The sequence below is a fragment of the Frigidibacter sp. MR17.14 genome (assembly GCF_037095735.1).
Taxonomy (GTDB): Bacteria; Pseudomonadota; Alphaproteobacteria; order Rhodobacterales; family Rhodobacteraceae; genus Frigidibacter.
Genome location: NZ_JBAWKD010000013.1, coordinates 38801 through 51714, shown reverse-complemented (window position 1 = coordinate 51714; position 12914 = coordinate 38801). Strand labels below are relative to the sequence as shown.

9 protein-coding genes are annotated in these 12914 nt (G+C 69.9%); 6 read left to right on the top strand and 3 right to left on the bottom strand.

Features of this window, described 5'->3' with window-relative positions; translation table 11 throughout:
* Nucleotide 1: 1 nt before the first annotated feature.
* Nucleotides 2–1066, top strand: a complete 1065-nt coding sequence (locus tag V8J36_RS20020; protein ID WP_336469095.1) for a HesA/MoeB/ThiF family protein — start codon at nucleotides 2–4, stop codon at nucleotides 1064–1066.
* 211 nt (nucleotides 1067–1277) lie between these two features.
* A complete protein-coding gene (locus V8J36_RS20015) occupies nucleotides 1278–3296 on the top strand; it encodes a M3 family metallopeptidase (protein ID WP_336469094.1) in 2019 nt (672 codons plus the stop codon).
* Between the two features lie 18 nt (nucleotides 3297–3314).
* Here V8J36_RS20015 and V8J36_RS20010 read toward each other — a convergent pair whose 3' ends face one another.
* The 3 genes from V8J36_RS20010 to V8J36_RS20000 form a co-directional block, all read right to left on the bottom strand.
* Nucleotides 3315–4097: an HpcH/HpaI aldolase family protein gene (locus V8J36_RS20010; RefSeq protein WP_336469093.1), complete on the bottom strand. Its 783-nt coding sequence runs from the start codon at nucleotides 4095–4097 to the stop codon at nucleotides 3315–3317.
* A gap of 27 nt (nucleotides 4098–4124) precedes the next feature.
* A complete protein-coding gene (locus V8J36_RS20005; protein WP_336469092.1) occupies nucleotides 4125–5003 on the bottom strand; it encodes a cation diffusion facilitator family transporter in 879 nt (292 codons plus the stop codon).
* 73 nt (nucleotides 5004–5076) lie between these two features.
* On the bottom strand, nucleotides 5077–5532 hold the full coding sequence (locus V8J36_RS20000; RefSeq protein ID WP_336469118.1) for an SH3 domain-containing protein: 456 nt from the start codon (nucleotides 5530–5532) through the stop codon (nucleotides 5077–5079).
* A 572-nt stretch (nucleotides 5533–6104) separates the two neighbouring features.
* Between V8J36_RS20000 and V8J36_RS19995 the strand changes: the two genes are divergently transcribed.
* From V8J36_RS19995 to V8J36_RS19980, 4 genes are all read left to right on the top strand, one after another.
* Nucleotides 6105–7091, top strand: a complete 987-nt coding sequence (locus V8J36_RS19995) for a 2-hydroxyacid dehydrogenase (protein WP_336469091.1) — start codon at nucleotides 6105–6107, stop codon at nucleotides 7089–7091.
* Between the two features lie 35 nt (nucleotides 7092–7126).
* Nucleotides 7127–8593: a glycosyltransferase family 39 protein gene (locus V8J36_RS19990; RefSeq protein WP_336469090.1), complete on the top strand. Its 1467-nt coding sequence runs from the start codon at nucleotides 7127–7129 to the stop codon at nucleotides 8591–8593.
* Nucleotides 8590–10032, top strand: a complete 1443-nt coding sequence (locus V8J36_RS19985; RefSeq protein ID WP_336469089.1) for an ArnT family glycosyltransferase — start codon at nucleotides 8590–8592, stop codon at nucleotides 10030–10032. The genes V8J36_RS19990 and V8J36_RS19985 overlap by 4 nt, the downstream gene beginning before the upstream one ends.
* Nucleotides 10033–10155: 123 nt before the next feature.
* Nucleotides 10156–12801, top strand: coding sequence for a GcvT family protein (locus tag V8J36_RS19980; protein WP_336469088.1), 2646 nt, complete (start codon nucleotides 10156–10158; stop codon nucleotides 12799–12801).
* Nucleotides 12802–12914: the final 113 nt, after the last annotated feature.

The window sequence follows — 12914 nt, the reverse complement described above, 5'->3', positions numbered from 1 at the left end:
GGTGATGCTGGTTCCGCTGATCGCGGCCGCCATGATCGGCCTCGCCTGGGCGGTGGGCCTGCCGCGGCGCGAGGTCGGCATCATGCTGGCGATCCTCTGGGCGGGGGCGCTTTCGGTGCATCTGGTGCTGCCCGAGGGCGCGGCGCTGCGCGAGGCGGTCGGCGGCTCGGCCCCCGGCTGGTTCCTGCTGGGCCTCGCGATCCTTGGCGTGCTGGCCTATCGCGGCTGGCTCAAGCGGCTGCGCGCCCGCGCCGCCGCGCGCCCGGCGCCCGGGGCCGAAGCCCCGAAGCCCGGTGCCTTCAGCTCGGCCGAGCTCGACCGCTACGCCCGCCACATCGTTCTGCGCGAACTCGGCGGTCCGGGACAGCGCAAGCTGAAGTCCGCGAAGGTGCTGGTGGTGGGGGCGGGCGGGCTCGGCTCGCCGGCGCTGCTCTACCTCGCCGCGGCGGGGGTGGGCACGATCGCGGTCGTCGATGATGATGCCGTGTCGAATTCGAACCTGCAGCGGCAGGTGATCCACCGCGATGCAGACATCGGCCTGCCCAAGGCCGAAAGCGCCGCGCGGACGATGCGGGCGCTGAACCCCTTCGGGACCGTGGTGCCGATTGCCGAACGGCTCGATGCCGAAGGGGCGGAGCGGCTGTTCGCGGGCTATGACCTGATCCTCGATGGCACCGACAATTTCGCGACCCGGCTTCTGGTCAATGCCGCCTGCGTGGCGGCCGGAAAGCCGCTGATCTCGGCCGCGATCACCCAGTGGGAGGGGCAGATCTCGCTTTACGATCCCGCGCGGGGCGCGCCCTGCTATGCCTGCATCTTCCCGCAGGAACCGGCCGAGGGTCTGGCGCCCTCCTGCGCGGTGGCGGGCGTCGTGGGCGCGCTGCCCGGGGTCGTGGGCTCGATGATGGCGCTCGAGGCGGTGAAGGAGTTGGGGGGCGTCACCGCCTCGGGCGCGGGCCAGTCGCTGCGCGGGCGGATGATGCTTTACGACGCGCTCTGGGGCGAGAACCGGACCATCACGATCCGCCGCCGCGCCGATTGCCCGGTCTGCGGCGGGGTCCAGTGATGGCCAAGGTGCCGCTTCATTCCTAGCCCGGGGCCTGAAACAGGGGCGGGGGGCCAACGTGGCCCCCACCGCCATCGGTCCTCGGACCGATGGCGAACCGATGGCAGTCCCCCCGGCTCGGGTGCCCCAGGCGCAGGTCACGCCCCCGTGGGACGCAGGCACTGGCAATCGCCGCGCGCGGACCCTAGCTTCGCTCCAAAGGAGATCCTCGATGACCAATCCGCTGCTCGCCCCCTGGACCGGCGCCTTCGCGCTCCCCCCCTTCGCCGAGATCCGCGACGAGGACTTCGCCCCCGCCTTCGACGCCGCGCTTCACGCCGCGCGGCTGCGCATCGGCGAGATCGCCCGCGACCCCTCGACTCCCACCTTCGCCAACACCATCGAGGCGCTGGAGCTGGCCGAGGGCGATCTCGACCGCGTCGCGGGCGTCTTCTACAACCTCGCCAGCGCGGATGCGAACCCGGCGCGCGAGGCGCTGATGCGCGACCTCGCGCCGAAGATGGCGGCCTTCTCGTCCGAGGTGACGATGAACGCGGCGCTCTATGCCCGGATCAAGGCGCTGGAGGCCGCGCGCGAGACGCTGGGCCTCGATCCCGAGCAGCTCCGCGTCCTCGACCTCTACGCGCGGATGTTCACCCGCGCCGGGGCCGAGCTGCCGGGCAACGCGCGCGAGCGGATGGCGGCGGTGAAGGAACGCCTCGCGGTGCTGGGCACGAAATTCACCCAGAACCTGCTGGCCGATGAACGCGAGTGGTCGCTGGACCTGGCGCCCGAAGACCTCGAGGGCCTGCCCGCCTTCGTCGTCGACGGCATGGCGACGGCCGCACAGGAGCGGGGGCGGGCGGGCCACACGCTCACGCTCAGCCGCTCGCTGATCGTGCCCTTCCTGCAGTTCTCGGCCCGCCGGGCGCTGCGCGAGACCGCCTACCGCGCCTGGGTGGCCCGTGGCGAGATGGGCGGCGAGACCGACAACCGCGCCATCGCCGCCGAGATCCTCGCGCTGCGCGACGAGCGCGCGAAGCTTCTGGGCTTCGCCAGCTTCGCCGACTTCAAGCTGGAACCCGAGATGGCGAAGACGCCCGCCGCGGTCCGCGACCTTCTGATGCGCGTCTGGGCCCCGGCCCGCGCCAAGGCGGAGGCCGACAGCGCGGTGCTGGAACGGATGATGCATGCGGACGGCGTCAACGGCACGCTCGAGCCCTGGGACTGGCGCTACTACTCCGAAAAGCGCCGGCTGGCCGAGCACGCGCTCGACGAGGCAGAGATCAAGGAATTCTTCTCGCTCGACGCGATGATCGAGGCCTCGTTCGAGACCGCCAACCGCCTGTTCGGACTGGAGTTCCGCCCGCTCGACATTCCCCTTTACCATCCCGACGCCCGCGCCTGGGAGGTCACCCGCGGCGGCCGGCACCTGGCGGTGTTCATCGGCGACTATTTCGCCCGCGGCTCGAAACGCTCGGGCGCCTGGTGCTCGACCATGCGCGGCCAGCGCAAGCTGGGGGGCGATGTGCGGCCGATCGTGGTCAACATCTGCAACTTCGCCAAGGGCGACCCGGCGCTGCTTTCTTATGACGACGCGCGCACGCTGTTCCACGAATTTGGCCATGCCCTGCACCAGATGCTGTCGGACGTGACCCATCCCTTCATCTCGGGCACCTCGGTCGCGCGCGACTTCGTGGAACTGCCCAGCCAGCTTTACGAACACTGGCTGGAGGTGCCCGAGGTGCTGACCCGCCACGCCCGCCACTGGAAGACCGGCGCGCCGATCCCCGACGATCTGCGCGACCGGCTGCTGGCTGCGGGCACCTATGACCAGGGCTTCGCGACGGTGGAATACGTGGCCTCGGCGCTGGTCGATCTGGCCTTCCACGAGGGCCCGGCGCCCGCCGACCCGATGGCGAAACAGGCCGAGGTTCTGGCCGCGCTGGGCATGCCGCATGCGATCCTGATGCGGCATGCGACGCCGCATTTCGCCCATGTCTTCTCGGGCGACGGCTATTCCTCGGGCTATTACAGCTACATGTGGTCCGAGGTGATGGATGCCGACGCCTTCGCGGCCTTCGAGGAAGCCGGCGACGCCTTCGACCCGGCGACCGCCGCGAAGCTCGAGGAATTCATCCTGTCGAAAGGCGGCAGCGAGACCGCCGAGGCGCTCTACACCGCCTTCCGCGGAAGGATGCCGGGCGTCGAGGCGCTGCTGAAGGGCAGGGGGCTGCTCGACGCCGCCTAGGGCGCCTGCCGGCGACCGTCAGTAGCCGCCGGTCGGAGGCGCGCCCTCGTCGCGGGCCGCCGCCGCCGCGCGCGCACCCGCGGCCTGCTGGGCCACGTCGTTCGAGCCGACGACGAAACGGTAGTCCAGCGCCCAGAGATCCGCCCAGCCACGCCCGGCGCCGACAATGGTGCCCAGCATCATCCCGGCCTCGCCTGCCGTCGTCTCGATCCGCTTCAGCAGCGCCTGCGGCCCGGGCTCTTCCATCCGCTCGATATGGTCGATCGAGCCGGCCAGATCGTTCGGACCGATGAAGATCATGTCGACGCCCGGCACGGCGCAGATCCCGGAAAGGTTCTCGACCGCCTCGACATGCTCGCATTGCAGGATCAAGAGCAGCTCTTCGGCCGCCTCTTCGCGCGCATAGCCCGTCCGCGCGCCCCAGTCCGAGGCGCGCACGATCGGCGCGCAATAGCCGCGCCGGCCAAGGCCCGGATAGCGGCACGAGGCGACGATCGCCTCGGCCTGCGCGACGGTGTTGACCATCGGCACGATGATCGAGCGGAAGCCGCGGTCCAGCACCCGCTTCAGCACGGTGTCCGACCCGTCGGGCACGCGCAGCACCACCTCGCCGCCCGCCGCCTCGACCGCGCGGGCGACGGCCACCCAGTCGTCGACATCGCCCCGGCCATGTTCGCCGTCGATGACGATGGTGCGCCAGCCGTGGTGCACCATGATCTCGGCCAGGTCGGGGCTGGCGAGCTGCGCCCAGGCCGCGCCGATCCGTTCGCCCGCCTGCAGGCGCTGTTTCACCGGGTTCATCGCTGTCCTCCCTTGTGGCGCGGCGCTTCAGCCGTACCAGACGTCCTTGTGGATGATCACGTCGCATTGCGGCCAGGTCTCGATGATCCGCCGCCTGAGCCCCGCGCCGATGTCATGCGCCTCGCGCAGGGACTGGTCGCCGTCCAGCTCCAGATGCAGGTTCACGAAGATCCGGCTGCCGGCGCTGCGGGTCTTCAGGTCGTGGAAGCCGCGCACGCCCGGCCAGTCGCGCGCCATCTGGGCGATGCCTGCCACCACCTCGGGATCGGCGCGCCGGTCCATCAGCGCGTCCCAGGCGCCCTTGCCGATCCGCGCCGCGCCCAGCACCATGATCCCCGCCGCCGCCAGCGCCACGACGCTGTCGATCTGCCCCAGCCCCAGATGCGCCGAGGCCCAGAGCGCCACGATCGCGCCGACGTTGGGCAGCAGGTCGCCGATGTAATGCAGCGAATCCGCCGCCACCACGCGGTTGCCGGTCCGGGCCGCCACCCAGCGCTGCCAGAGCACCAGCGCGATGGTCAGCACGATCGACAGCACCATCACCGCGATGCCGCCGCCCTGCGCGGACAGCGCCTCGGTCTCGCCGCGCATCAGCCGGCCCGCCGCGGCCCAGCCGATGACCAGCGCCGAGACGGTGATGAAGATCGATTGCCCCAGCGCGGCAAGGTCCTCGGCCGAGGTATGGCCGAAGGCGTGATCCTCGTCCGGGGGGCGGGCGGCATAGCTCATCGCGGCAAGTCCGCCGAGCGAGACCATCAGGTCCATCGCGCTGTCGGCGAGCGAGGCCGCGACCGACAGCGCCCCGGTCGAGGACAGCGCCCAGAGCTTCGCGATCACGAGGATCGCGGCGACGCTGACCGAGGCCGCGCCGGCGATAAGGTTCAGTCGGGTGGATTCGGGGCTCATCGGCTCTCTCCGGTCGATGAGCCCGGTTTAGCCGCAGCGCGGCGGCCGGGAAAGCCGCCCGCAGCCACCGCTGTCAGTTCACGCGCTCGCGCGGGTCCACGCCCCAGAGTGCGGCCTTGCGGACCCAGCCCTCGGTCCCTTCGGCCTTCACCTCGCACCAGTCGGCATCGCATTTGTCGAGCCGGGCGATCGCGCCCTGTTCGGCCAGCGCGGTCACGCCCGAGCTGTCGCTGGGGCTGCCGTGGACCTCGGTCTTGTCGCCGGTGAAGACCACGGTGCGCACGCCCGAGATCAGCGAGTAATGCAACCAGCCGCCGACGCCGTCGCGGTCCTCGACCCGGCGCCAGTGGCCATACTCCGCGGTCACGCGCAGCGGCATGTCGCGGTGGCGGAACACCCAGTCGATGCGGTGCGACAGCGAGGGGCCGCGGCGCACGTTGGCCTCGGAGGCCTTCAGCGAGACATAGCGCGGCACCGGCAGGTTGGTGACAGAGCCCTTGTCTGGCCCGACCGCCGCCAGTTCCACCATCGTGTCCAGCGTCGGGTCGGCCGAGGCCTCGATCAGCTCTTCGCTGCTCTCGTTGACGGCGGTGGCCGTGGCGGGCGACATGACCGGGGTTCCGGTCGCGACCGGTTCGGCGGTGCGGGCGGTGTCGGCGGCACGCACATGGTCGGTGCCGATCCAGATCATCGCAGCAAGCACCGCGACGCTTGCGGTAATGCCACCGTGGCGGATGTTCATGCCGCGCTCCTCACTGTCCCGTGATCTGCCAGATGCGATGTCTATCGGTCCGGTCCGGCCGGGCCTCTGCATCGCTTGGCCCCATCTGACCACCACCGGGCCGGGATTTCCACCGCCCCGCGTTCAATTCGCCACGAGCCCGGCGATGTGTTGCGAAGCTGCGACTGCGACCTTTGGACGGACGCTTGAAGAACGGCGCGCAACCGGCAGGAAACATGGCGGTCTCTTGGGAGGCCCGCATTGACGGGGGACGCTTTCGCCAAGATTGACGGCTTGCGCGCGCAATATTGTTTCGGGCAAGATGCTGCCAACGCAGCATGCACTGCGCGCGCAGAAGCGACGAACCGGAAGGCTGACCCATGTCGAGACCGCGACTCACCGTCACCGTGACCCGCCCGCTGCCCGAGCCCGTCGAGGCGCGGCTGTCCGAGCTGTTCGACACCACCCTGCGCAGCGATCCCGCGCCGATGACGCGCGAGGAACTGGTGGCGGCGATGGCCAGCTCGGACGTGCTGGTGCCAACGCTCACCGACATGATCGACGCCACCATGCTGGCGCAGGCCGGCGACCGGCTGAAGCTGATCGCGAACTATGGCGCGGGGGTCGACCACATCGATGTCGCCTCGGCCCGCCAGCGCGGGGTGCTGGTGTCGAACACGCCGGGCGTGGTGACCGAGGACACCGCCGACATGGCAATGGCGCTGATCCTCGCCGTGACCCGCCGCCTGCCCGAGGGCATGGCCGAGATGCAGGGCGGGCGCTGGCAAGGCTGGTCGCCGATGGCCTTCCTCGGCGGGCGCGTCGGTGGGCGGCGGCTGGGGATCCTCGGCATGGGCCGGATCGGGCAGGCGGTCGCGCGCCGCGCGGCGGTCTTCGGGATGCAGATCCACTACCACAACCGCAAGCGCCTGCGTCCCGAGGTCGAGGCCGAACTAGGCGCGACCTACTGGGAAAGCCTCGACCAGATGCTGGCGCGGGTCGACGTGGTCTCGGTCAACTGCCCGCACACGCCCTCGACCTTCCACCTGCTGAACGCCCGGCGGCTGAAACTGCTGAAACCTTCGGCGGTTGTGGTCAACACCTCGCGCGGCGAGGTGATCGACGAGAACGCGCTGACCCGGATGATCCGGGCGGGCGAGATCGCGGGCGCCGGGCTCGACGTCTACGAGCGCGGGGCCGAGATCAATCCGCGCCTGCGCGAGCTGCCGAACGTGGTGCTCTTGCCGCACATGGGCTCGGCCACGATCGAGGGGCGGATCGAGATGGGCGAGAAGGTCATCCTGAATGTGAAGACCTTCGCCGACGGCCACCGGCCCCCGGATCTGGTCGTTCCGGGCATGCTGTGAGATAAGCCGGGCCGGATCGGCAGCCCGGAGCGTCCATGACCCCTCATCTCGGATCGGATCGCGGCTGGACGCGCGGCTTCCTGCTGGCGGTGGCGGTTTATTTCGCGACGCAGGTGGCGCTTCGCCTTTGGCTCGGCGGCGCCTACGAGACCGACGAGGCCGAGATGGTCGCGATGACCCCGGGCTGGCAGCTGGTCTACGGCCCGCAGCTGCCGCTTTACAACTGGATCCAGTTCGCGCTGTTCGAGGTCTTCGGGCGCGAGCTTTTCGCGCTGTCGGTGCTGAAACAGCTGCTGCTGGCCGCGACCGGTGTCTTCGCCTTCCTCGCGTTCCGGCTCTGGCTGCCGGTGCGCGTGGCGGTGGCGGGGGCGGTGGCGATGATGCTGGTCCCGGACATCGCCTGGGAGGCCGAGCGCGCGACCACCCATTCCAACATCATGCTCGCCGCCTGTCTCGCGCTGCTCTGGGCGGCGGGGCGGCTGGCCCGGCATGCCCTGCAGGGCCGGGCCGGTGTCGTGGATGCGCTGGTCCTGGGGCTGGCGCTGGCCTTCGGCGGCTTGTCGAAATACAATTTCTGGCTGGTTCCGGTGGCGCTTCTGCTGGCCGGTCTTACCCTTTCGCAACTTCGCGCCCGGATCCTGTCGCCGCGCGGCCTTGGCACGCTTGCGCTGGCGCTGCTGGTGGCGGTCTCGCTGCTGTGGCTGCCCTTCGCCCGGCTTCTGGCCGAGGCGCAGGTCGCGCTGTCCTCGACCGCCAAGCTGCGCGTCGGCGGCGGGCGCTTCGCGGGGTTGCCCGACGTGGCCTCGGGCCTTGTCACGCTGCTGATCCTGCCAGCGCTGGTCGCGCTGGGCCTGCGGCTTGCAGGGCGAGGGGCTGCGGCTCCGGCCCCGGACGCAGCACTGTTCCTGCGCTGGCTCACCCGCGCCGCGGTCATCGCCGCGGTCCTGGTCGCGGTGGGCGTCGTCGCGGCCAGCATGGGCACCGTGACCTCGCGCTGGATGCTGCCGGTCGCGGTGCTGGCCGCGCCGGCGCTGGTGATGGCGGCGGCCCGCGGACCCCGTGCCCCGGCCGTGGTCGCCGGGCTTGCCGCCCTCGTGGCGGTGCTGGTGATGGCCGGCCTCTCCTATGACCGCTGGAAGGACGAGGCCCGCCGCGATGTCGACTTCCGCACCCTTCCGGCCATCGTCGAGGGCATCGTGCCACCGAACGTGCCTGTCGCGGTCGAGTTCTACGCCGCCGGCAACCTGCTGCGCTGGGCGCCCGAGCGGCGGGTGAAGCCGCTCTTGCCCTTCGTCGCCCGCGACTTCGGTGCGGGTCCGGTGCTGTTCCTGCTGCGCGAGGACACGCCGCGCGATGTCGCGACCGCGATTACCCAGGCCGGCTGGCCCGAGGGCGCGGGGCGCATCCTGTCCGAGGGCAGCTTCGCGCTGCCCTACCTCAGCCAGTCCGCGACCATGCCCTTCCGCTGGGCGCTGGTCGAGATGCCGGAGGCCCTGAAATGACTGCCCAAGCCGACCGCCAGTTCGACCGCCGCTTCCTGGCGATGGTCGCCCTCTATTTCCTGGCGCAGGCGCTGCTGCGCACCGTTCTGGGCGGCACCTTCGAGCCCGACGAGGCCGAGATGGTGCTGCTGGGCCGCGATCTGCATCTGGCCGAGGGCTCGCAGACGCCGCTCTATGAATGGACGCAGGTGCTGTCGTTCCAGATCTTCGGGCTGGGGACGCTGGGGCTGGTGGCCGTGAAGAACCTTTGGCTGTTCGGGGCCTACGCGGCGATGTTCAGGGCGCTGCGCCACCGCGCGGCGCCGCTGCTGGCGGCCTGCGGCACGATGGCGATGCTGATGCTGCCGAACCTTGGCTGGGAGGCGCAGCGGTCGAACTCGCATACCGTGGCGATGGTGACGATGACCTGCGCGACGGTCTGGGCGCTGATGCGGCTGCTGGACCGGCGCAGCCTTGGCAACATCGTGCTGCTGGGCGCGATGGTCGGGTTGGGGGGCCTCGCCAAGCCGAACTACTGGGTGGTGCCGCTGGCGCTGGGTCTGGCGCTGGCCACGACGCGCGAGACGCGCGCCCTGCTGGCCGACCGGCGGATGGCGCTGGTGCCCGTGGTGGTGCTGGCGATCTGCGCGCTGCCCTATGCCAAGATGCTGCTCGCGCCGCAGACCACCTTCGAGGACACCTGGGAATTCGCCAAGGGCGACCTCTTGGTCCCGGCATTGCCCTTCGTGAACGGGCTCTTTCGCCTGATGCGCGAGGGCTTGGCGGGTCTTGCATTGCCCGCGCTGGTGCTGGGCATCGCCGCGGCCCTCGGGCGGTTTCGCCCGCGCCCTGAGGCCCCCGAACGGCTGATGATCCGCGCCGGGCTCATCGGGCTGGGCCTTGTCGCGCTGGTGATCGTGCTTGGGAATGTCGCCTTCGTGCGCTCGCGCTGGCTGCTGCCGCTGTTCCTGCTGATTGCCCCCGCCGTGACGGTCGCCCTTCTGCGCGGCGCGTCGGGCCGGGTTCAGCGCAACCTTTTGCGCGCCACGGCGGTGCTGGGCCTTCTGGTCCTGGCGGCGATCGCCGATCTGCGGCTGCGGGGGGCGGGCAGCGACTCGCTGGAAATCGACCGGCTGGCCGAGGTGATCGAAGCCGCCGAACCGGGCGGGGTGCCGCCGCTGGTGGGCGCGCATTACTACCTTGGCAACCTGGCGCTGGCGCGTCCCGACTGGACCTACCTGCCGCCCTACAGCACCACCCGGCTGGCCGAACCGCCGCCCGAGGTGCTGCTGGTCGAGGTCGAGGACAAGCCCGAGGCGATTGCCAAGGCGCTGGCCGAGCACGGCTGGACCGGCCCCGCGCATGTCACCGGCCGGATCGAGGCCGATCTGCCCTATCGCTTCGAGCCCGCCGACAAGACCCGCCACGTCACCGTGCTGAAGGTCGCCCCCGGCGCCTGAGTCGCCCGCGATCCGGCGCCCATTCGCGACATGTCGTTTTCTGCCCGCAGATGTCGGGCCCGCGCCGGTGCGCGCGCGGCATTCTGGCATCTGTGGGACAGGTTCATGCGCAGGAGTCGCCCCATGAAAACCCATGTCCGTGCCCTTGTCGTCGGTGGTGGCGCCGTCGGAAACGGGATCGCCTATCACCTGGCCAAGGCGGGCTGGGACACGATGCTGCTGGAACGCGACGAGCTCACGAGCGGGTCGACCTGGCACGCCGCGGGCCTGCTGCCGCTCTTCAACATGAGCTATGCGACCACGCATATCCACAAGTACTCGGTCGACTTCTACAAGACGCTCGAGGCCGAGACCGGGCTGAACGCCGGCTTCTCGATCTGCGGCAACCTGCGCATGGCGCAGACCGACGCGCGGATGGACGAATACATGCTCTACTCCTCGGTCGCCGAGACCGCGGGCGTCTATCATGAATTCCTCACCCCCGCGCAGATGAAGGAGCGCTGGCCGCTGCTGCGCACCGAGGATCTGAAGGGCGCGCTGTTCCATCCGCAGGACGGCTACATCAACCCCGCCGACGTGACCCAAGCCATGGCCAAGGGCGCGCGCCAGCACGGGGCCGAGATCGTGCGCAAGGCGCAGGTCGACTCTTATCAGTGGACCGGCTCCGAATGGATCGTCCGCGGCCGCCGGATGGTGGAAAAGGGCGGCATGCTGATCGCGGGGGAAGAGACCTTCGAGATCCACGCCGAGCATGTCGTGACCGCCACCGGCAACCACGCGCAGCGCACCGCCCGCCTGCTGGGCATCAAGATCCCGGCGATCCCGGTCGAGCACCAGTACATCGTGACCGAGCCGGATCCGGCGCTGGTCGAATGGCGCAAGGCCGGCAACCCGGAACATCCGGTGCTGCGCGATGCCGACGCCAAGTGGTACGTGCGCGAGGAACGCGGCGGCTGGATCCTCGGCCCCTACGAGCGCAACGCGCCGGCCTGCTTCAAGTATGACGTGCCGGACTCGTTCCGCGCCGACCTCTTCCCGCTCGACCTCGAGCGGATCGAAGAGGAATACATGTCGATGNTGCGCGAGGAACGCGGCGGCTGGATCCTCGGCCCCTACGAGCGCAACGCGCCGGCCTGCTTCAAGTATGACGTGCCGGACTCGTTCCGCGCCGACCTCTTCCCGCTCGACCTCGAGCGGATCGAAGAGGAATACATGTCGATGATCCATCGCCTGCCGACCTCGGAAACCGTGGGTCTGAAGGACGATTTCAACGGCCCGATCTGCTACACTCCCGACGGCAACCCGCTGGTCGGCCCGGCGCCGGGCCTGCGCAACATGTGGCTGGCGGAAGGCTTCTCGTTCGGGATCACCGCCGCGGGCGGCACCGGCCACTACCTCGCGCAGCTGATCACCGAAGGCGAGGCCGAGATCGACATGGCCAGCCTCGATCCGAAGCGCTACGGCTCGTGGATGACGACCGAATACGCGGTGAAGAAGAACGAGGAGTGCTACGAGCACGTCTTCATCCTGCACCACCCGGACGAAGAGCGCGAGGCGGCCCGCCCGCTGCGCACCGCCCCCGCCTATGACCGCCAGAAGGCGGAAGGCGCGCAGATGGGCCAGGTGAACGGCTGGGAACGACCGAACTACTATGGCCCCAAGGATGCGCCCGCGTCCTTCGACCATGACAGCCGGTCGTTCCGCCGTGGCGGCTGGTGGCAGTACGCCAAGGCCGAGGCCGAGGCGATCCGTTCGACCGCCGGCCTGATCGACGCCTCGGCCTTCACCAAGCACCTGCTGAAGGGCCCGGGCGCGACCGCCTTCCTCGACCAGTTCACCTGCAACAAGCTGCCTGCGGTGGGCCGGATCAACCTGACCTATGCCCTGACCGAAAAGGGCACGGTGCGGACCGAATACACGATCGTCCGTCTGGCCGAGAACGAATACTACCTCGTCTCGGCGGGTGCCTGGACCGACTATGACGCGGACTTCCTGCGCAAGTCGGCCGAGGACTTCATGGCGGCCGATGGCGGCTATATCGACATCCACGACGTGACCACCCAGTGGGGCGTCTTCGCGATCGCCGGCCCGAACGCCCGTGCGATCCTGAACGAGATCGTCAAGGATGCCGACCCGGCCACGGTGCTGTCGAACAAGCGCTTCCCCTGGCTGACCGCGCGCAAGATCGAGCTGGGCATGTGCCCGGTCAACGCGATCCGCGTGGCCTATACCGGCGAGCTGGGCTGGGAACTGCACCACCCGGTCGAATTCGGCCGCTACCTGTGGGACCTGATCACCGAGGCCGGCGCGAAGCACGGGCTGAAGCTGGTCGGCGCCCGCGCGCAGAACTGGCTGCGGCAAGAGAAGTCGTATCGCGCCTTCGGCTCGGACCTCGGCCGCGACGCGACGCCGCTGGAAGGGGGTCTCGACCGCTTCGTCGATCTGTCCAAGGACTTCACCGGCAAGCAGGCGATGCTCGACACCGGGATCCGCGCCAAGTTCGTCACCGTGCTGATCGACGGGCCGTCGGACACCGATCCCTGGGGCAAGGAGGCGCTGCTGCTGGACGGCAAGAAGGTCGGGCGCCTGACCTCGGGCGGCTATTCGGTGGCCTTCGGCAAGCAGATCGGCCTGGGCTACGTCACGCCCGAATTGGCCGAGGTCGGCACCAAGCTGAAGGTGAAGATGCTGCTGCAGGAGTGGGATGCCGAAGTGGTCGAGGACAGCCCCTTCGACCCGAAGAACGCCCGCATCCGCGTCGACGGCTGAAAAAGACCCCGCTGCCGCAACGGGACAATCCCCGGGGCGGCAGCGGGCCTTGGCAGCAATGTCAGTCGGTGAATGGGTTCAGTATTGATTCGGCAATCAATGCGTGACCCCAG

Coding starts and splice junctions, on each gene's coding strand:
- V8J36_RS20015 (WP_336469094.1), top strand. CDS start 1,278: ATGACCAATCCGCTGCTCGCCCCCTGGACCGGCGCCTTCGCGCTCCCC.
- V8J36_RS20010 (WP_336469093.1), bottom strand. CDS start 4,097: ATGAACCCGGTGAAACAGCGCCTGCAGGCGGGCGAACGGATCGGCGCG.
- V8J36_RS20005 (WP_336469092.1), bottom strand. CDS start 5,003: ATGAGCCCCGAATCCACCCGACTGAACCTTATCGCCGGCGCGGCCTCG.
- V8J36_RS20000 (WP_336469118.1), bottom strand. CDS start 5,532: ATGGTGGAACTGGCGGCGGTCGGGCCAGACAAGGGCTCTGTCACCAAC.
- V8J36_RS19995 (WP_336469091.1), top strand. CDS start 6,105: ATGTCGAGACCGCGACTCACCGTCACCGTGACCCGCCCGCTGCCCGAG.
- V8J36_RS19990 (WP_336469090.1), top strand. CDS start 7,127: ATGACCCCTCATCTCGGATCGGATCGCGGCTGGACGCGCGGCTTCCTG.
- V8J36_RS19985 (WP_336469089.1), top strand. CDS start 8,590: ATGACTGCCCAAGCCGACCGCCAGTTCGACCGCCGCTTCCTGGCGATG.